Genomic DNA, 17201 nt, shown 5'->3' with positions numbered 1-17201 from the left:
TTTGGCTTGCTGCGCCTAGTGCCCCTGCGGGGTGTTGCCGGTCAGCTGTACGGCGTGGGCGAACAGCGCCGCCGACACCCGCTCCAGCACAAAGTCAACCTGCTCGTCGATGGTGATGTGGGAGGTGTCGAGCAGGATGGCGTCGGAGGCCCGGCGCAGGGGGCTTTCGGCCCGGGTCGAGTCGATGTGGTCGCGCTTGGTAAGGTTGGCCACGATATCGTCGAGGGGTATATTCTCGCCCTTGTCGGCCAGCTCCTGCTGCCGGCGCAGGGCCCGCGTGTAGGTATCGGCCGTCATGAACAGCTTTACCTCAGCGTCGGGAAACACGGTGGTGCCAATGTCGCGGCCGTCCATCACCACGCCCCGCTTGCGGCCCATGCGCTGCTGCTGCCGCACCAGCTCGTGGCGCACGGCCGGAATCACCGATACCTCGCTCACGAGGTTGGAGATGCGCATCTCGCGGATTTCGTCTTCCCGGATTACCCCGTCGAGGCACAGCTCGTTGCGGCCCGTGCGGCGGTTGCGCTTGAAGGCAATGTGCATCTGCTGCAGCGCCTGCTCGATGCGGGCCAGGTCGTCGAAGCCGATGTTGTTTTCGAGCAGGTACAGCGTCACGGCCCGGTACATGGCTCCGGTATCGATGTAGGCATAGCCCAGCTCGGCGGCCACGAGTTTGGCGGTGGTGCTTTTACCGCACGAAGAGTGGCCGTCGATGGCTATGACGATTTTTTTCATGTCAGGGTCGGCAGTGGGCGGAACTCCGGCACTAACGTACCGAAGCTAAAAAGGTAGCGGGCGCACCGGATTTTCTGGTGGGTGCCACAGGCCGCGCCCCGCAGCTCCCGGAAAAAGGCTTTTCAGCAAACCTTCATCCCGGGCCCCGGTTGCGCAACCATGCCTGCGGCCTTCAAAGCTACGGATGATCTACCAACTCGGAAAGCCCGCGCCCCGCGGCCTAAAGTACGTACTTGTTCGGCGCCATGACATAACCCGTTGGCATTCAAGTTAATCTAACACGCGCCGGTGTCGAAATTTCCGCAAGAAATACTGATTCCAGCCATCCTGTTTTGCGTGTCTGCCGGGTTTGCGCCGACTTCATCGCAGGTCAGCAGGGAAAAAGAATCAACCCGGAATCCAGCCTTTCCGCCCCTGCGGCGCCGCAAGCCGGGCCGGAATGCCGGCAAAGAACATGGCTACCGACTCTTTCTCTCCCCGGGCCAGCTGCTCGGCTACCCGGTAGAACGGGTTAAAGAAGTGCTTGCCCTGAATCCCAACGCCGGTCGACCCATCGGGGCCGGCTGCCCACTCGCCCCCGAACACCTGCACCATGCACTGACCCAGAAAGCACCCCAGGGCCGTAGCCACGCTTTCGTGGTTGTCGGGCTTCAGCAGGGGGCGCTGCTCTTCGATAAACCCGGCCAGGCGCTGCACGGCGGCTTCGTCGTAGGTGGCAAGCTGCAACTGCTGCCGCACGGCTTCGGCGGCGGCGTAGAGGGCGGCAATGGGGGACTCGGGTGCGTCGGACATAAAGACAAAATGAGGTTACTGCCCGCCCCCGGTGGGGCGCAGGGCGAGGTTGATTTTCCGGTCGGTATACGCAGCCAGCAGCTGCCGGGCGTCGCGCCAGGGCCGGAAGCGGCTGGTTGGGGGTGTCCCGGCCAGGGCTGCGTCGTCGCGGAGCAGCGTGAGCAGGAGCTGGCGGCACTTACGGCCGTTGGCGGGCAGCACCAGCACGGTGCCGTCGGGCTGGCGGAGCAGCAGGCGGCGGGTGGTCCAGCTCAGCAGGTTGTCGGGCCCATCGTTACGCTGGTAGCTGAGCAGCGTATAGCCCGCCCCGCGAAACAGCTGCTGGGCAAAGGCTTCGGGTACGATCTGGCGCCGCCGGAACATGGTCCCGCTGGTCACGACAACGTCGCGCACGACATTGAACGTGTCGCCAGGCGCTACCACGAACCGCTTGACCTGGGCCGGAAAGTAAGCCCGATAGGTCCGGGCACCGGCATCGGTCAGGTACACCCGGTCGCGGGTCCAGCCCTGAATCTGCCCGGGGTGCCAGGTGTTGTCGGTGCTCTGAAAGGAGCCGCTGAGCCCCCGGCTGCCCCGGTGCAGGGCCGGGTCCTCGGTGGGCGCGGGCGTGGGTGGTGGAAAACCTGCCGGTCCCTGACGCTGGGCCGGGGCAACGCGCGGCAGCGAGCCGGCAAGAAGCACCACAGCGGTACAGGCAAGTCGATTCATACCCAGGTGATACGCACTATTTCTCCGGCAGGTACAGCGCGGTCGGAGCCGGCTTGGTCAGGCCCGCCGGCTTCCAGGTCAGGTAAGCCCGCAAAATCTCCCGCAGGTGGACCGAGCTCAGCTCGTTGGCCTGCAGCTGCCGGGCCAGGGTCGGATGGTCGCCTACCAAGGCCAGCATAGTGTACTGAAACTCCTTTTTCTTCACGGGCACCATCACCGCGGAGCCGTCGGGAAAGCGCAGCAGGGGTACGGCGCCGCTGCCGGAAACAAACTCGTACAGCTCGGCCTGCGGGTGGTGCCAGGTGCGCTTCGCGAAAAGCGGTGCGGCCTGCGGATCGACGGCCGCGCCGGGAAACTGCACGCCCCGCAGGATGGCAAAGGTGTCGCCGCGGATAATGGTCTGGCTGAAGTCGGTAAGGGTCAGTTCGCGAGCGGCTTTCCCCTTCCCGATCATCAGGCCTTTGGAAGACAGCTCCAGCCGTTCGGCCGGCACCCACTCCCCGGCGGAAGTAAGCTGATAGCCCCCGCTTCCGTTGATCCTGAAGGTCTGGTCCATCATGGAGTTGATGGCTACCGATGTTCCGATACGCGCCAGGGCCATAACGGCGCCAATCTGAGCCCGTACCGGGGCGCTAATCACTAAAAACAGCAGCAGCAGCAAGGCCCGGTTCCGGGTAGATTTTTCATTCATAAACGAAATGGGCGAGGGCAGGATAAAAGGAAAGCTGCGCGGTCTGTTAGTGACTGTCGCAGGGGCAGGGCGCCTTGCCCAGCTTGGATTTGAGCTTGTACGAGGCCGTCTTTTTCTGCTGTAGCGTCCGGTGGGAGCAGCTCGTGGCAGCTACCGTTCCGGCGCAAAGCAGGGCGGAAAGCCCCAGCATCACGAATTTTCTCACAGCACGTTTTTTTGGTTGGCGAAATATACGGAGACGGCGCGCCTTGACAGCAAAACACCCCGGCCCCTGCCTAAACAGAAGTCTGGGGTATTTTCGTGCAGGGCTGCCGGCGAATTTTACCGGTGGTCAGCCTGGGGCTTCAGCTTGCCTTGTTCCCTACTGCCAAATCCTGCCTCTGGTAGCTGCTGAGGCCATCCTTTTGCCGTTGCCAGGCTTCGGCTTACCTTCCCACCCCATTCCCCAAACCTGCCCCTATGCCTTCTTCCTCCTTTCAACTGCGCGCCAACGTGGTCGACCTGCTCGCCGGCACCATCCGCCCCGCCACCCTGCGCGTAGCCGATGGCCGCATTGCCGGCACCGACTACGAAGCGGCCACTGCACCCGACCCGGCCCTCCCCTACGCGCTGCCAGGTTTCGTGGATGCCCACGTGCACGTGGAAAGCTCCCTGCTGGTGCCGTCGCAGTTTGCCCGCCTGGCCGTGACGCACGGCACGGTGGCTACCGTATCAGACCCCCACGAAATCGGCAACGTGCTGGGCGTGGCGGGCGTGGAGTACATGCTGGCCGACGGGCGCACGGTGCCCTTCAAATTCTGCTTCGGCGCCCCGTCCTGCGTACCGGCCACGCCGTTTGAAACGGCCGGGGCCACCATTACCGCCGCCGACATCGAGCAGCTGTTTCAGAACCCGGAAATCGGCTACCTAGCCGAGATGATGAACTGGCCCGGGGTACTCAGCCGCGACGCCGACGTGATGGAGAAAATAGGGCTGGCCCGGCGCTACGGCCGGCCCGTAGACGGGCACGCGCCCGGCCTGCGCGGAGCCGACGCCCGCCGCTACGCCGAGGCCGGCATCAGCACCGACCACGAATGCTTTACGGCCGAAGAGGCCCTGGACAAGCTGGCCTGCGGCATGCACGTGCTGATCCGGGAAGGCTCGGCCGCCCGCAATTTCGATGCCCTCATCGACCTGCTGCCCGCGCACTACGAGCACCTAATGTTCTGTTCCGACGACAAGCACCCGGACACGCTCGTGCTGGGCCATATCAACCAGCTGGTGCAGCGGGCCGTGGCCCGGGGCCAGGACGTGCTGAAGGTGCTGCGCGTAGCTTGTCTGAACCCGGTGCGCCACTACAAACTCAACGTAGGCCTGCTTCAGCCCGGCGACCCGGCCGACTTTATCGTGGTCGACGACCTGCGCGACTTCCGGGTGCGGCAGACGTATATTAACGGGGAGCTGGTAGCCGAAAACGGCGTGTCCCGGATTACCACCCGCCAGTCGGCCGTCGTCAATAACTTTCATGCGCAGCCGGTATCAGCCGCTGATTTTGTAGTAGCAGCCCCGTCGGCAGCTCCCACGGTACGCGTAATTGAGTGTTTCGACGGACAGCTTATCACCGCCCGCCACGACCTGCCCGCCCGGGTCGAAGCTGGCCTGGTGGTAGCTGATCCAACCCGCGACCTGCTCAAGCTAACGGTCGTGAACCGCTACGCTCCCGCTCCCCCGGCGGTGGCTTTTATCACTGGGTTTGGGTTGCAGCACGGCGCCCTGGCTTCGAGCGTGGGCCACGACTCCCACAACATTACCGCCGTGGGCTGCGACGACGAAAGTCTGGCCCGGGCCGTGAATCTGGTGATTGAAGCCGGGGGCGGACTGGCCGTAGTAGGCGCAAACGGTGAGGAGCAGGTGCTGCCCCTACCCGTGGCCGGCCTGATGTCGAACCAGGACGGCTACGTGGTGGCCGAAGCCTACGCCGCCGTCGATGCCCGCGCCAAAGCCCTCGGCTCCCCGCTCGGCGCCCCGTTTATGACGCTGTCATTCATGGCCCTACTGGTGATTCCCAGTTTAAAGCTCAGCGACAAAGGCCTGTTTGACGGGGAAGCCTTCCGCTTTGTGGACGCCGTGGTATAGCTGCTCTGGCCGCCGGTCTGTAGCTGGTGGCGTTGGCTCGGACGGCTTTGCCCCGGGCCGGCGAACTTAAGCGCGGTACATAAAAAAAGCCTCTGCCTGATTTGGGCAGAGGCTTTTTGCTAGGCTCTAGTAAGGGTTCTATGCATATCAGGCGTTGACAAAGCGCTTTTCCAGCAGCTTGTGCATCTTTTCTTCGGTCAGGGGCTTGGCCAGGTATTCCACACCACTGTACTGGGCCACCCGGGCGGTATCGGCCGAGTGCATCGAAGTCGTGAGCACCGCCAGCACGGTTTTGTCTTTCACGTCGTCGGGCAGGCTGCTGTAAAGCTTCAGAAACTCGAAGCCGTCCATGCCGGGCATCTTCAGATCCACAAACACCAGCTCGGGCATCTCATCCACCGGCTTCCCGTGCCCGTCGCCCCAGATGTACTGGTACGCCTGCTCGGCCCGGGTGAAGGTCAGCACCTGATCGGCCACGTTGAGGCGATTGAGCAGGCGGTTGTTCAGAAAGCTGGTCGTTTCATTGTCGTCGACCAGAACGACGTTGCGCAGCTTTTTAGACATGGCAGGGTGCGTTAAGAACGTGGGCCCTGCTCACGGCAAACAGGGATATGCGTATTCTACAACCAGCCTTGCTCGCGCATCCAGTCGTCATTATAGATTTTTCCGAGGTAGCGCGTGCCGTGGTCAGGCAGAATGATAACCATAACGTCATCTTCCTGCAGGTGCTCCCGGGCGTATTCCAACGCCCCGTGCACTGCCGACCCGCACGACCAGCCTACGAAAAGACCTTCTTCTTTGGCCAGGCGCCGGGTCATGACCGCGGCATCCTGGTCGGTAACTTTTATAAACAAATCTATGACGTCAAAGTTCACATTCTTGGGCAGAATGTCTTCGCCGATGCCCTCTGTTTTATAAGGATAGATTTCGTTCTGGTCGAAGATACCAGTTTCTTTGTACTTTTTAAACACCGAGCCATAGGTATCGAGGCCGATGGCTACTACGGCCGGGTTCTGCTCCTTCAGATACTTACTGGTGCCGCAGATGGTACCGCCGGTGCCCACGCCGCAGGCCAGGTGGGTGATGGTACCCTGGGTCTGCGTCCACAGCTCCGGACCCGTGCCCTCGTAGTGCGCCGCTGTGTTCGACATGTTGTCGTACTGGTTCGGGTAAAACGAGTTGGGCGTTTCCTCGCTCAGCCGCTTGGCCACCGAGTAGTACGAGCGCGGGTCTTCGGGCGCCACGTCCACCGGGCACACCACCACGTCGGCACCCACGGCGCGCAGGATGTCCTGCTTTTCCTTGCTCTGCTTGTCGCTCATCACGAAGATGCACTTATAGCCTTTGGCAATGGCGGCCAGGGCGAGGCCCATGCCGGTGTTGCCGCTGGTGCCTTCGATGATGGTACCACCCGGCTTGAGCAGGCCGGCCTTTTCGGCGTCTTCAATCATGCGCACGGCCATCCGGTCTTTCACCGAGTTGCCGGGGTTGAAGTATTCGACTTTAGCCAGCACGGTGCCTTTGATGCCGTCGGCTACCTTATTGAGCTTAACCAGGGGCGTGTTGCCGATGGCTTCGACTATGTTGTTTAAGTACATAGAATTGGGGAAGCGGTTTGGATGGGAGGACGGCAAAGGTAAGAATTTGCCGTCGTAGCCCTGTGTTCCGGCCCGATATTCCCCGGCCTGGCTAGAAGTTGCGAATGGTCAGCAGCTGGCCCGGGCTGGTCGGCTCCGCTACGACCCCACCGCTGCCCGGCCCCAGCGGCCGCAACGCCTGGGTCTGGTCGATAAACAAAAATGCGTCGTAGCGCTGGGGCAGGTTGGTAGGCACGTAGTTTCCGCTTTCCCGCCCGGGGTCGTACACCACCCCGATGGCCCGGTGTCCGCGGGTCTGGGTCAGCTTTTCCTCGCTGCGCCAGTCCTGAAGCAGAATAAGCTTGTTGCGGGGCTCAGCTTCGTGCAGGGTAGCCTCCCAGGAGCCGGCGGGGGCAGCAGGCACCTGCATTACCGTCGCGGGCCCGCCCCAGAAGGGAGAAGCGGTGACGGTTCCCTGGTACGTGCCAAAGCCTACAATAAACACGCCTTCGGCAGCGTGCTGCTCCCGGGTCAGCTGGCCCACATTTACTTCGCCGCGCTGAGCCATATCCGTATAGCGGGCGTCACCCACGTGGGTGTTGTGCTCCCAGACAATGATTCTGGCGCCGCCGTGAAAGCTCATCAGCCGGTTGATTGTTTCCATCATGTGCCGGTCGCGCACGTTCCAGGAGGCGGAGCTGCTTTGAAAAGCCGTACGGTAGTACCGCTCCGCATTCACCGCCACCAGGGCGTTCTGCTCGGCATTGAACGCGGCCTCGTGCCCGGCCGGCAGGCTCCGCATCCGGTTGCGGACGGCCGCGAGCACTGCGTTCAGCTCGTTGGCACAGCTGGCTCCCTGCAGGGTGGCCCGCCCATAGGCTTCCTCGCTGCCATTGTAGGGCTGCAGGCACTGCAGGGCCGCGTCCACGGCGTTGCGCGTAGCAGGGTCGGCCTCGGCGAAGCCGGTACGGATGCTTTCCAGGGAGGGCCACAGGCTGTACAGGTCCAGGCCGTAGAAGCCAACTTTGCGGGCTACGGGCTGGGTCTGGTTGTAGGTCCGCAGCCACTCGGCCAGCTCAGCCACTTCCTGGTTGGCCCACAGCCAGGTGGGCCAGCGGCCGAAGGAGCTCAGCACCTGCGCCGCTGACGTGGCCGGGCTGTTGCCCTTCACGTAGCGGTTCAGCTCGTAAAGAGCTGGCCAGTCCCCTTCCACGGCAATCATGGTAAAGCCTTTTTCCTGGATCAGGCGCTTGCTGAGCGTGGCCCGCCAGGTGTAGAATTCGGATGTGCCGTGCGAAGCCTCGCCCAGCAGCGCGTAGCGGGCGGTGCCCAGGCGGCTGAGCAGCGGGTCGAGGTCCTGGGCGGTTTCGAGGCGCGAGACACCGGTGGCAGGAAGGCTGATGCGGTTGGTGGCCGGCTTGGCGGGGTCTTTGTCGCCGCAGGTGCTCAGGCACCAGCTCAACGCCAGCAGCAGCGTTAGTCGGATAGTTTTCATAGCAGGGCAAGAGAAAAAGGAGCGTAGCGGCCGCTTCGGGCACCGGTCACTAGCCATGCGACAAACTAAGCAAGCAGGCTATTGCCGACCCATCGGACCGCCGGACGCTATGCGGGGAGGTAGGGGTTGACTTTGGTTTCAGCTTCCCGACGCGCCGGCCGGGCCGGCGGTGCTGCCATCTGTATTCTGCTGCCGAAGCAGCCTCCAACCGGTCAGACAACTGCGTCGCCCGCCCGGACCCGGATCTTCCCGGGTGCGTTTCTGCCGTCTCAAACTGACCCGAAAATGAAAATGTTGCGGCCGAGCTACCAAAGAAAGGCGAGCTCAGCGCTGAAAAGAGCCTTAGATAACCCGGAAAGGGGCGGCCTTCGGGCAGGAAAAACGGTCGATAAAGGCGAAACCGCGGGTGGCTTGCCACACCCCCAAAAAAGGCTACTTTTGCACACCCGCAGCCCGGCAGGACGGCGGACTCCCACCCCAAATCGAAATTCCTTTAACACTTCTCCGAATGAGCGTTCTGGTCAACAAGGATTCCAAAGTGATTGTGCAGGGTTTTACGGGCTCCGAAGGCTCGTTTCACGCCCAGCAGATGATTGAGTACGGTACCAACGTAGTGGGTGGCGTTACGCCCGGCAAGGGCGGCACTAGCCACCTCGACCGGCCCGTGTTCAACACCGTAGCGGAAGCCGTGCAGAAAGCCGGAGCCGACACCAGCATCATCTTCGTGCCCCCGGCTTTCGCCGCCGACGCCATCATGGAAGCCGCCGACGCTGGCATCAAAGTCATCATCACCATCACCGAAGGCATTCCCACCAAGGACATGATTGCGGTGAAGGAATACCTCAAGGACCGCGACGGTCTGCGCATGATCGGGCCTAACTGCCCGGGCGTGATGACCGCCGGGGAGTGCAAAGTGGGCATCATGCCCGGCTTTATCTTCACCAAAGGCAAAATCGGCATCGTGTCGAAGTCGGGTACGCTGACCTACGAGGCCGTAGACCAGCTCACCAAGGCCGGCCTTGGCCAGACCACGGCCATCGGCATCGGCGGCGACCCGATCATCGGCACCACCACCAAGGAAGCCGTGGAGCTGCTCATGAATGACCCCGAAACCGAGGGCATCGTGATGATCGGTGAAATCGGTGGCGGTATGGAAGCCGAAGCTGCCCGCTGGATCAAGTCGACCGGCAACAAGAAGCCCGTCGTTGGCTTTATTGCCGGCCAGACCGCTCCTCCCGGCCGCCGTATGGGCCACGCCGGTGCCATCGTAGGCGGGGCCGACGATACCGCCGCGGCCAAAATGGCCATCATGCGCGAGTGCGGCATCCACGTGGTGGATTCGCCCGCCGAAATCGGCGACACCATGCTGCGCGTGCTGGGCGGCAAGTAATTGTGTGACTTCGTTTGAATCGTTACAAAAAAGCCCCGGCGAAAACCGGGTTTGTTAGACTTTCTGCCACTGCCCATTCGCACTCTGCGGATGGGCAGTGTTCGTTTCCGGCCTGTTTGACGTGGTTTCCAGCCTACCCGCTAGGATTCGGCTCTGGTTACCATGCCAGTTACCAGGTTACCAGTGGTAACCAAACTGACCTGCTACCGGCTTTGGCTAACGAAACCCAGCGGATACTAATAATATTGGCAGTGCAACCAATCTATTATTTTGGTATCTTATCGGGTTTTTCTGGCCGTTCACCGAGCATTATTGCAGTTTAGTCGCAGATAAAACTTCAAATCAATACATGTTGCTATAGGAATTGCGTTGGGCATCTGCCACATTAGTGGCCCTGTTCCGTACTACAATCCTAATCCTATTAGCAACATGACAAACTCAGACTACGACGACGATTTGGAAGAGCCCTATTTCTGGCGGCGGGCCAACCGCGCCAAGGACGCCACCGGCAAGGCCCCTATCTACATGCGCCTGGATATTGAAGGCTACCCCCGGGCGGAGTGCAGCACGGGCGTATCAGCTACCGACGCGGAATGGTCCGCCGACGGGCAGCGCCTACGTATCCGCCGGGGGCTGAGCAAGCCGGAGCAAAAGCTAATCGCGGACGCCAACGACCGGCTGGCCGAGAAGTTCCGAATGGCGAAACGCATCTACCGCCAGTACCGCGAAGCCGGCAGCGACATCTCCCCGGCCGAGCTGCGGGACTTGCTGCAGGGCAAGAAAAAACGAAACGAAGACACGGGGCAGCTCACCTCCCTGTATACGGCAGTGCTTACCCAGGCCCAGGCCAAGGGCCGAAAGGCCGCTACGCTGTACAACCTGGCCCACGCCCGCGCCCATATCAACAAGTACCTGCAGCACCTCAAGCGCCCCACGATTCACGCCAGCCAGATCGACCGGGCGTGGTGCCGGGCGTATGAGCGGTACTGCATCGAAGAGGGGTTATCGGGGGCCACCATCCGCGACATGCTCGGCCTGCTGTTTCGGGCGCTGAACATGGCCCTGGATGAGGGCATTATTCAGGAGAACAAGTTCATCGGCTACAAGTACGAGTCCAAGCGGCCGGTGGCGGAAAAGAACTGTTTGCCGGTGGATGAGCTGCAGCTGCTGCTGGAGCATCCGTTCTCGGAGTCCCGGCTGACCAAGGCCGCGCACATCTTTTACTTCTGCGCCTACACCGGCCTAGCCCACTGCGACTACCTGCGCTTTGCCAAGCACCCGCCGGACTTCCTGTCCTACGTGCAGGACTCCCAGGGGCAGCATACGCTCGGCATCAGTATGCAGCGCCAGAAGCTGCAGCGCACGGACAAAGACTTATCGAAGGTCAAGGAGTTCTTTGTGCCGCTGTTCCAGGAAGCCCGGTTTGTGTTCTTTACCATCTACCGAGGGGACTTGCCCACGTACACCGTAGACTACGTATGGGTACTGCTTAGACGGGTGGCGGCCGAGGCCAAGCTCTCCATTCCCGACCTCTCCGCCAAAGATGCCCGCTCAACATTCAGCCAGCACATGCGGGACCGCTACGGCTCGGAGATTGCCAGCATCATGGCCGGCCACACCCGCGAAGTGATGGATACGAACTACTCCAGTGCCAGCCCCAAACGCGTAGTTGAACAGCTTACCTTGTTAGGCGTTAAATTCAGCTCCACCAGCAACTAAATGAGCCCACGCCTTACCCGTTTCCGTTTCCGCATCCTGTCCCGCCGCAAACCGGGCGCCGTCCGCTGGGGCTTTGCCTCCTAACCAACCACCAATCTTCGCTTGCTCCCATGCCTTCCTGCCTTGCCTATTGCAACCCGGCCCTGAGAGAGTCGGGTTGTTCGTTTATAGGGGGCTGCAATAAGAATTGCGCTATTATACTTTAGCGATCTAAACTGCAATAACGCAGAACGCCCCGCGCAGAGGCGAGGCGTTGCAGTTGTAACCCGTCCGGGAGTCGAACCCGGCACTTCAGCGTGAAAAGCTGACGACTTAACCGATTGTCGAACGGGTCATTTTAAAAGGTCGAGGTTGAGAGAATCGAACTCCCGATAGCAACTCCTGTTCTTAGGTGCGCACGTCGCCGTCTTGCCACTAAACGAAGCCTCGATGTCGGGGTGGCAGGACTCGAACCTGCGGCCTCCTGCTCCCAAAGCAGGCATCATAGCCAACTAGACCACACCCCGATAAACACAAAAAACCCGGCTTGTTGGGCCGGGCTACACGCTGAACAGTAGGTGAACTACTAGGCAACAGGCATCCGGCCCACGTTTGCGGGTTCCAGTTCCATTGCCGGGAGGTTCATGTACTTGTTCATAACGATGCAAACATACGCAACTATCTGAATAATAGATGCCAGTTGGCTACATTTATTTAGCAAGGCCGGGGTGTTCCTTCCCAACGCTAGGGAGGGGCGGGCAGAGGCTAGGCGGCGAGGCGCATAACACTCAAGTCTACATACCCGCCGCCGCCCGTTGGGATGGCATAGGCTGTGCGCCCGTGCGGCTTCTCTGTCCGGGCGTTGTATACACGTTCGGCTGAGTCTTCGCCGTGGGTCCACCCGATAGCCTCAAAGCAGCCCTTTATTAGCTCAGCTTGCAGGCTGGCTGTTTCTGTCCACGGCACGGCTATTAGGTCCATGTCCCGAACAAAGGAGCCGTGCAAGGCCAGCGCGTAGCCGTGCTGTTGGGCAACGTCCTTCAGGATACCGAAGTAGTTGGCGTATAGGACGGGCATCCATTTGTGCATGGCTTAGTTGGCGCTTCTAAGGTGAATACAGATATCCCACACGTTCGACATACCCCGGCGATTCATCCAAAGGATGCGGAGCGCCTTCTTGGTGCCGGGTATATCGCGCTTCCCATCGTAGGACGGGGGTGGGCTTTTGAACCGCTTTCGGTCTACTGAGTATGTCAGCGCCGGGTGTTCCTTCTTGAGTAATACAGCAGGTAGGTTCATACGGCGTTACTTGACCAATGTGTAAACCGGCGCAAACACATAATCCCCGTTGCTTGCCACCCGGTCAAAGACATAATCTACACGCCAAAGCGAATAGCCAGCCGGGGCGGAGGTCGCCGTAGTCGTCTTAGAAGTTGACCCGTCAAGGTTGTTTTCTGTGAAATAGGCAGAGGCAGGGATGTTCATTTCATTAGCTCGATTAGCGCCTCATCTGAGAGACTGTTGATGTATTGCCGGTAGGCTTGCGCCCGGCGGCGTTCGGCGTACTCGTTGGCAAGCTCAGCAGCCCGGGCAATGACGGCCGGGTTACGGAACTTGCCGTTCAACACCTTGCTCACCGCCTGCTTGCTGATGCCCAATTCCCGGGCTATTCGGCAGCCTGCCCCAACTGGTAGTTTCATGTAGACAATATACGTATAACTACGCTGATAGTCAACGTATTAACATACTATTTATCAACAATTTATCCACACAAAAAAGCCCCAACCTCCCGGCCGGGCCTTCCCGTTAGCAGCGCCGATGCACCCGCCAATAATACCCGATACGACCCCGCCTCATACGAGTTCCGGATAATGCCTCCATTGGCGAACCACCGGCCCCGCAAAGCATAAGCTCCACGCCTCCCCTTCCGGCAGGGCAAACAGCTGGTGTATCCGCTCGGGTTCTATTGTATGGAAGTCCCCGGCTACCCGTAGCACGTCCTCAGCCCCGCCGTTGCGGTAGATGCGTTCAGCGTAGGAGCCCTTCAGCAGAAGTATGTCCATCTGGCAAGGGTGACAATGCGGCGGCCCGGTGTCAGCTTCCCGGATGTGGTGAAACATTGCCCAGCGCCCGTCCGGCATGGGGCCAACGGTGTACTTAGTCAGCGGGCCGAAGTATTCGACCTTCTGCGGGCGCACCGGCCACAGGGAGCCGAGCAAGGGTCGCAGCGTGTCGGCATGGGTAACCAGCAGGGTTTCAAGGGAAGTCATAGGCTCACAGCTTAGACATGGTGACGTGCATATCATGCGGGGCCGGCAGGGCGCCCCCGAAGTACAGGCTATGGGTCAGGCCGTAGCGCGGCAGGTCGGGCAGCTTGTCGGTCAGGTGCATACCCAGGGACTTGCCGTCTGTATCCCGCACAGTGAAGTAGTAGAAGCCGTTAGCGTGAATACCCAGGCGACATTCAACTGTCTCACCTATCCTTATCTGCGCCACCACCGGGAAGGCCAGGCGCTCGTTCCAGTTGCGCTTTCCGTCGATGTAGCAGTAGGCCAGCAGCTCAATTCGTTCGTTGCCTGGGTTCCAGCGCCATCCAAACCGGGCGGAATTTTTATGCACAGCGAACAGTCCGAAGCTCAGGCCGAACAGCTTATTGACGTCTTCGCGGTTATAGGCAGGCAGCTGGTATTCGCAGTCTCTGGCAAAGGTCACCTGCCAGGCCATCGACTTGCGCCCGAAGTGAGGCCAGGACGAGAAGGGCCGGGTGTCTTGGTGCCGACCCTTCTTGATGGTCAGCAGCACTAGGGGCGTCCGTTGAGGTTGGGCTTCCGGCCGACGAAGTGGCTGACGGCAGCCAGGGCCAAGAAGAAGACACAGATAACCACCTCGTAGGCGTCGCCGCCCTTCCCCCAGGTGAAGTCATACACGGTGAAGATGATGGCAATGAGGGCCACGACAAGCAGGCCCTTGGTCATTCCTTTGAGTTTCATAAAAGAGGGGTTTAGAGGTGAGCGTATTCCTTCCTGGCGTCGAACGACGGGCAAGCTTTTTGAACATTCGGAAAGTCCCGGTGGCCTACTATGACGGCCTTCGGGTGCGCCTGCTTCCAGGCTCGCAGGATGCGGAGCAGCTCCCGCTTCTGCTGCGGGGTGCGGGTGTCTTTGGGCTTGCCTTTGGCGTCGATGCCCCCGATGTAGGAGACGTGCAGGCTGTGGGCGTTGTGGCCTCTCACCCCGTTGCTGGGGTGCTCGTTGGGCACCAGCCGGTGACAGAGCCCGGAGGCTTCAATCAGGACATGGTAGCCTGCCACGTTCCAGCCTCTCGTTTCCCGCCAGTAATTGAGTATGCCCTCCTTTGTGGCTGATGCAGGCGACGCCGTGCAGTGGACAACCAAGTGTGTAATCTTCCTCATAGGAATTTCCATTTGCGGCCGCCTGCGGTCTTTCGTTTACCGCTACAGGCAAGGCCAACGTGATGCGTTCCTGTTAATTTCTCTGCCTCCATAGCGGAAGCATATTCCTGTACTACCTGCCCATTTTCATCTAGCAGACCCACCCGCCGCCGCATCGTATAGTCGGCGATGTTTACCCGGTTCAAGCCGGTGCCGCGGGCGTGTTCGTTGTTCTCTGCGTAGGTGCAGTATTCTAGGTTGGCCGGGGTGTTGTTGAGCTTGTTGCCATCCTTATGGTTGATGGTTGCGCCTTCGGGCCGGGGGCCGATAAAGGCAGCGGCCACTAACTCGTGCACATAGCGTTGTTTGAGCCCTTCAGGCCCGCCGAGGTTCACGACGTAGTAGCCGTTCTTGGCTTTGTAGTTCTTAAGCATTCGCCCGCGCACCGTTTGGTTAGGCGCGGGGTTGCCAGCCTTATCCACTCCCTTGCGGGGAATGATGCGGTCTAAGCTGAATACTTGTCCTTGGTCGCTCACTTGGTAGCTGCCTACGTGGTTTTCTATGTCTTTTTTCATACCATAATATACAACAATATCATGGTATGATAAGGTGTTATCCAGTATTAATACAGGACTTTTTTATGTGGGAGACCCAATCGGAAAATCCGGGAATAATTCGGGATTAATTCGGGGCGAATTCCCCGGGAACCTGCCAGCCCCTCGTCTCCCGCCAGTAGTTCAGGATGCCGTCCTTCGTGGCGGTGGCGGGGCTGGCCGTGCAATGGACTACAATGGTTTTAATTAGACGGGGCATGGTCTTTCGGTTTAGGTAGGCTGTGAAGGCGGGAGGCGTCGGTTTCAAACTGCACCCCCAGCCGCAGGGACTTGACCACTACCCGGTCGAGCTTCTCCTTGCTTTTGAGCGTCACGCGGGGCCCGTCCGGGCCGAGGCAGTAGCAGTTGTTGAGGTAGGCGTGATCGACCGGGTGGCTCATGGCTAGAGGACTTGGTAGCTACCGCCCTTCCCCCGGAGCCAGTCGCGCAGCACCCGGAAGTGCTTGCCGACTGACCACCGTAGGATGGGAGCAGCTTCGGTTATGGTGTTATCCTCTCGCACCACTACCCCGCAGCAGAAGTAGGAGGTATTGCAGTAGACTAGCTTGGTTTCCATTGGCTTGCGGAATACTCTTCAGAAGTGAAGACTTTTTTATATTATATTCTCAGGCGGTTTCGTCCTGTTTGCGGCGAGGCCGGGCGGGCCAAAGCAGGTAGATGCCGTACACCACCCCGCCCAGCGCCAGGGCGGCCAGCAGCAGGCTAAAGGGCTTTGCCAGGGTGGCCTTCCAATCGGTGGCGGCCGGCTGCGTCACGGTGTTGCCGTCTCCCACGATAGCGGGGCCGGTCTTGCTGGCTGCCTGATGCACCACGGCCCCGCTGTCGGCATTGGCTATCGGGGCGGCGTTCTTCCAGGCGGCGGCTATCTGGCCTTGGTTGTCCGGGGCATACACGGCTCCCTTGCCCAGCTTGCGGGGTACAGCTGCTTTCTTCAGTCGCACCTCCCGGCGGTGGGCCTTCCCTTCCGGGGTGCTGAACAAGTCGCCAACAGCGGAGAAGATGCCGGATTTCTGGCCACCCTGTGCACCATCAGTTTTCGGTGTTTCCAGGCCCTGAGCGGGGGTTACCCCGGCCAAAGAGTCGGTTTTAGCCCCTGGCTGTGCACCATTGCTGGCCACCTCTATTTTGGGGGCCGGGACTTCCGTGGTGTCGGGCTTGGAGGCGCGGCAGGCGGCCAGACAAAGGCCCAACAGGGCGACAATGGCAAGCAGGGCGAGCTTAGCTAGGGTTGACTGTCTCATTCTACAGGATGGTTAGCGGCGTTGGGGTTCGGAACCTGGTCCATAATCGGGGGCGTGTAGCCGGGCGGGTTGGGCACGGCCAGCGGGTTTCCAGCGCCATCCGCCGTCTTGCGGTCCTGGAACTTCTCGTAGGCTTTCAGGGCCGAGGCACCCAGGGCGTAGCTGAGCAGGAACAGGGCGGGCTCAAAGCTGATACCCCTGCCCTGCCGGAAGTCAGCGTAGGCAATCCAGAAGCACAGGGCCAGGCCCGCGTAGAAGGCTTGCGCCCGGAACAGGTCTTTGGCGACGGTATGCCCGGGCGGGTTTTCGGTGATGTCGCGCCACCACTTCGGGATTAGGTTCATGAATGCGGCGGGTGTAACTTCTTGTGAATGATCTCCCGGTCGATGATCTTATCCATCTCGTAGAAGCTCTTTTCCAGTACCTCCTTCTTCTTCTCCAGTGTATCCACCCGCTTTTCCAGGTACTCGGCTAGCTTGGCGCTGGCCTTCTGCTCCTGTCCAATCTCCCCGACCAGCCGGGTTAGCGACGTTACCGCCGTTTCCAGGCGCTCTGTCTTCACGTCGCTGGCTTCGATGATGCGCTTAACCATCCAGCCTACCACCGCAACGACTGCCGTGATAGCACCGCCCACCACCACGTTTGGCACTCCACTAGGGGAACCTGCGGCGTCAAGCAACAGAACAGATAGACTGAGAGAGGGCAAGGCAAGCACGGCGTAGACGATTAGCGTAGGCGGGAGACACGGTAAGCC

Annotated in this window: 23 protein-coding genes, 3 tRNA genes and 1 pseudogene; 3 read left to right on the top strand and 24 right to left on the bottom strand. The window is 60.6% G+C overall.

Going from position 1 to position 17201, the window contains the following annotated elements; translation table 11 throughout:
• Window positions 1-15: 15 nt before the first annotated feature.
• The 5 genes from cmk to LJY25_RS14925 form a co-directional block, all read right to left on the bottom strand.
• Window positions 16-735, bottom strand: a complete 720-nt coding sequence (gene cmk / locus LJY25_RS14945; RefSeq protein WP_227609154.1) for a (d)CMP kinase — start codon at window positions 733-735, stop codon at window positions 16-18.
• Between the two features lie 387 nt (window positions 736-1122).
• Entirely contained in the window at window positions 1123-1527 is a 405-nt protein-coding gene (locus LJY25_RS14940; RefSeq protein WP_227609153.1) for a hypothetical protein, read from the bottom strand.
• Between the two features lie 15 nt (window positions 1528-1542).
• Window positions 1543-2211, bottom strand: coding sequence for a hypothetical protein (locus LJY25_RS14935; protein ID WP_227609152.1), 669 nt, complete (start codon window positions 2209-2211; stop codon window positions 1543-1545).
• 40 nt (window positions 2212-2251) lie between these two features.
• Window positions 2252-2926, bottom strand: a complete 675-nt coding sequence (locus LJY25_RS14930) for a hypothetical protein (protein ID WP_227609151.1) — start codon at window positions 2924-2926, stop codon at window positions 2252-2254.
• 46 nt (window positions 2927-2972) lie between these two features.
• Window positions 2973-3131 (bottom strand): hypothetical protein, encoded by a 159-nt coding sequence (locus LJY25_RS14925; RefSeq protein WP_227609150.1) that lies wholly within the window; start codon window positions 3129-3131, stop codon window positions 2973-2975.
• A 254-nt stretch (window positions 3132-3385) separates the two neighbouring features.
• Between LJY25_RS14925 and ade the strand changes: the two genes are divergently transcribed.
• Window positions 3386-5041, top strand: coding sequence for an adenine deaminase (gene ade / locus LJY25_RS14920; RefSeq protein ID WP_227609149.1), 1656 nt, complete (start codon window positions 3386-3388; stop codon window positions 5039-5041).
• A gap of 147 nt (window positions 5042-5188) precedes the next feature.
• On the opposite strand, the gene LJY25_RS14915 is transcribed toward ade, so the two are convergent.
• From LJY25_RS14915 to LJY25_RS14905, 3 genes and pseudogenes are all read right to left on the bottom strand, one after another.
• Entirely contained in the window at window positions 5189-5605 is a 417-nt protein-coding gene (locus LJY25_RS14915; protein WP_227609148.1) for a response regulator, read from the bottom strand.
• Window positions 5606-5664: 59 nt separating this feature from the next.
• Window positions 5665-6639: pseudogene (locus tag LJY25_RS14910) on the bottom strand (PLP-dependent cysteine synthase family protein); the annotation flags it as partial.
• 91 nt (window positions 6640-6730) lie between these two features.
• A complete protein-coding gene (locus tag LJY25_RS14905; protein ID WP_227609147.1) occupies window positions 6731-8113 on the bottom strand; it encodes an erythromycin esterase family protein in 1383 nt (460 codons plus the stop codon).
• A gap of 508 nt (window positions 8114-8621) precedes the next feature.
• Here LJY25_RS14905 and sucD point away from each other — a divergent pair.
• Window positions 8622-9503: a succinate--CoA ligase subunit alpha gene (sucD, locus tag LJY25_RS14900; RefSeq protein ID WP_227609146.1), complete on the top strand. Its 882-nt coding sequence runs from the start codon at window positions 8622-8624 to the stop codon at window positions 9501-9503.
• A gap of 429 nt (window positions 9504-9932) precedes the next feature.
• A complete protein-coding gene (locus tag LJY25_RS14895; protein ID WP_227609145.1) occupies window positions 9933-11222 on the top strand; it encodes a phage integrase SAM-like domain-containing protein in 1290 nt (429 codons plus the stop codon).
• 262 nt (window positions 11223-11484) lie between these two features.
• Here LJY25_RS14895 and LJY25_RS14890 read toward each other — a convergent pair.
• From LJY25_RS14890 to LJY25_RS14820, 16 genes are all read right to left on the bottom strand, one after another.
• Window positions 11485-11556, bottom strand: a tRNA-Glu gene (locus tag LJY25_RS14890).
• Window positions 11557-11567: 11 nt separating this feature from the next.
• A tRNA-OTHER gene (locus LJY25_RS14885) sits at window positions 11568-11651 on the bottom strand.
• Between the two features lie 3 nt (window positions 11652-11654).
• Window positions 11655-11728: transfer RNA gene (locus LJY25_RS14880), tRNA-Pro, on the bottom strand.
• A gap of 238 nt (window positions 11729-11966) precedes the next feature.
• Window positions 11967-12278, bottom strand: coding sequence for a hypothetical protein (locus tag LJY25_RS14875; RefSeq protein WP_227609144.1), 312 nt, complete (start codon window positions 12276-12278; stop codon window positions 11967-11969).
• 404 nt (window positions 12279-12682) lie between these two features.
• Complete coding sequence (locus LJY25_RS14870; protein ID WP_227609143.1) at window positions 12683-12901, bottom strand: helix-turn-helix domain-containing protein; 219 nt, start codon at window positions 12899-12901, stop codon at window positions 12683-12685.
• 153 nt (window positions 12902-13054) lie between these two features.
• Window positions 13055-13471, bottom strand: a complete 417-nt coding sequence (locus LJY25_RS14865) for a hypothetical protein (protein WP_227609142.1) — start codon at window positions 13469-13471, stop codon at window positions 13055-13057.
• Window positions 13472-13475: 4 nt separating this feature from the next.
• The gene (locus LJY25_RS14860) at window positions 13476-14003 is read right to left on the bottom strand and encodes a hypothetical protein (RefSeq protein WP_227609141.1); all 528 of its coding nucleotides are present in this window, start codon (window positions 14001-14003) and stop codon (window positions 13476-13478) included.
• Window positions 14003-14191: a hypothetical protein gene (locus LJY25_RS14855; RefSeq protein ID WP_227609140.1), complete on the bottom strand. Its 189-nt coding sequence runs from the start codon at window positions 14189-14191 to the stop codon at window positions 14003-14005. The genes LJY25_RS14860 and LJY25_RS14855 overlap by 1 nt, the downstream gene beginning before the upstream one ends.
• An 11-nt stretch (window positions 14192-14202) precedes the next feature.
• A complete protein-coding gene (locus tag LJY25_RS14850; RefSeq protein WP_227609139.1) occupies window positions 14203-14613 on the bottom strand; it encodes an N-acetylmuramoyl-L-alanine amidase in 411 nt (136 codons plus the stop codon).
• Window positions 14610-15167: an NUMOD4 motif-containing HNH endonuclease gene (locus LJY25_RS14845; protein WP_227609138.1), complete on the bottom strand. Its 558-nt coding sequence runs from the start codon at window positions 15165-15167 to the stop codon at window positions 14610-14612. The genes LJY25_RS14850 and LJY25_RS14845 overlap by 4 nt, the downstream gene beginning before the upstream one ends.
• 106 nt (window positions 15168-15273) lie before the next feature.
• On the bottom strand, window positions 15274-15405 hold the full coding sequence (locus tag LJY25_RS21270) for a hypothetical protein (RefSeq protein ID WP_262908809.1): 132 nt from the start codon (window positions 15403-15405) through the stop codon (window positions 15274-15276).
• Entirely contained in the window at window positions 15389-15586 is a 198-nt protein-coding gene (locus tag LJY25_RS14840) for a hypothetical protein (protein WP_227609137.1), read from the bottom strand. The genes LJY25_RS21270 and LJY25_RS14840 overlap by 17 nt, the downstream gene beginning before the upstream one ends.
• A 2-nt stretch (window positions 15587-15588) precedes the next feature.
• On the bottom strand, window positions 15589-15762 hold the full coding sequence (locus LJY25_RS14835; RefSeq protein ID WP_227609136.1) for a hypothetical protein: 174 nt from the start codon (window positions 15760-15762) through the stop codon (window positions 15589-15591).
• 49 nt (window positions 15763-15811) lie between these two features.
• Window positions 15812-16447, bottom strand: coding sequence for a hypothetical protein (locus LJY25_RS14830; RefSeq protein WP_227609135.1), 636 nt, complete (start codon window positions 16445-16447; stop codon window positions 15812-15814).
• The gene (locus LJY25_RS14825; protein ID WP_227609134.1) at window positions 16444-16791 is read right to left on the bottom strand and encodes a hypothetical protein; all 348 of its coding nucleotides are present in this window, start codon (window positions 16789-16791) and stop codon (window positions 16444-16446) included. Before LJY25_RS14825 ends, LJY25_RS14830 begins: the two co-directional genes overlap by 4 nt.
• Window positions 16788-17126, bottom strand: coding sequence for a hypothetical protein (locus LJY25_RS14820; RefSeq protein WP_227609133.1), 339 nt, complete (start codon window positions 17124-17126; stop codon window positions 16788-16790). The genes LJY25_RS14825 and LJY25_RS14820 overlap by 4 nt, the downstream gene beginning before the upstream one ends.
• Window positions 17127-17201: the final 75 nt, after the last annotated feature.

Source organism: Hymenobacter translucens, from assembly GCF_020685205.1.
Classification (GTDB): Bacteria; Bacteroidota; Bacteroidia; order Cytophagales; family Hymenobacteraceae; genus Hymenobacter; species Hymenobacter translucens.
The sequence above is the reverse complement of the archived record's forward strand: the minus strand, read 5'-3'. Positions and strand labels throughout refer to the sequence as shown.

Excerpts from the sequence above, each read along its gene's own strand:
- cmk (WP_227609154.1), bottom strand. The coding sequence starts at position 735 with ATGAAAAAAATCGTCATAGCCATCGACGGCCACTCTTCGTGCGGTAAA.
- LJY25_RS14940 (WP_227609153.1), bottom strand. The coding sequence starts at position 1,527 with ATGTCCGACGCACCCGAGTCCCCCATTGCCGCCCTCTACGCCGCCGCC.
- LJY25_RS14930 (WP_227609151.1), bottom strand. The coding sequence starts at position 2,926 with ATGAATGAAAAATCTACCCGGAACCGGGCCTTGCTGCTGCTGCTGTTT.
- ade (WP_227609149.1), top strand. The coding sequence starts at position 3,386 with ATGCCTTCTTCCTCCTTTCAACTGCGCGCCAACGTGGTCGACCTGCTC.
- LJY25_RS14915 (WP_227609148.1), bottom strand. The coding sequence starts at position 5,605 with ATGTCTAAAAAGCTGCGCAACGTCGTTCTGGTCGACGACAATGAAACG.
- LJY25_RS14905 (WP_227609147.1), bottom strand. The coding sequence starts at position 8,113 with ATGAAAACTATCCGACTAACGCTGCTGCTGGCGTTGAGCTGGTGCCTG.
- sucD (WP_227609146.1), top strand. The coding sequence starts at position 8,622 with ATGAGCGTTCTGGTCAACAAGGATTCCAAAGTGATTGTGCAGGGTTTT.
- LJY25_RS14895 (WP_227609145.1), top strand. The coding sequence starts at position 9,933 with ATGACAAACTCAGACTACGACGACGATTTGGAAGAGCCCTATTTCTGG.
- LJY25_RS14875 (WP_227609144.1), bottom strand. The coding sequence starts at position 12,278 with ATGCCCGTCCTATACGCCAACTACTTCGGTATCCTGAAGGACGTTGCC.
- LJY25_RS14870 (WP_227609143.1), bottom strand. The coding sequence starts at position 12,901 with ATGAAACTACCAGTTGGGGCAGGCTGCCGAATAGCCCGGGAATTGGGC.
- LJY25_RS14865 (WP_227609142.1), bottom strand. The coding sequence starts at position 13,471 with ATGACTTCCCTTGAAACCCTGCTGGTTACCCATGCCGACACGCTGCGA.
- LJY25_RS14855 (WP_227609140.1), bottom strand. The coding sequence starts at position 14,191 with ATGAAACTCAAAGGAATGACCAAGGGCCTGCTTGTCGTGGCCCTCATT.
- LJY25_RS14850 (WP_227609139.1), bottom strand. The coding sequence starts at position 14,613 with ATGAGGAAGATTACACACTTGGTTGTCCACTGCACGGCGTCGCCTGCA.
- LJY25_RS14845 (WP_227609138.1), bottom strand. The coding sequence starts at position 15,167 with ATGAAAAAAGACATAGAAAACCACGTAGGCAGCTACCAAGTGAGCGAC.
- LJY25_RS21270 (WP_262908809.1), bottom strand. The coding sequence starts at position 15,405 with ATGCCCCGTCTAATTAAAACCATTGTAGTCCATTGCACGGCCAGCCCC.
- LJY25_RS14840 (WP_227609137.1), bottom strand. The coding sequence starts at position 15,586 with ATGAGCCACCCGGTCGATCACGCCTACCTCAACAACTGCTACTGCCTC.
- LJY25_RS14835 (WP_227609136.1), bottom strand. The coding sequence starts at position 15,762 with ATGGAAACCAAGCTAGTCTACTGCAATACCTCCTACTTCTGCTGCGGG.
- LJY25_RS14830 (WP_227609135.1), bottom strand. The coding sequence starts at position 16,447 with ATGAGACAGTCAACCCTAGCTAAGCTCGCCCTGCTTGCCATTGTCGCC.
- LJY25_RS14825 (WP_227609134.1), bottom strand. The coding sequence starts at position 16,791 with ATGAACCTAATCCCGAAGTGGTGGCGCGACATCACCGAAAACCCGCCC.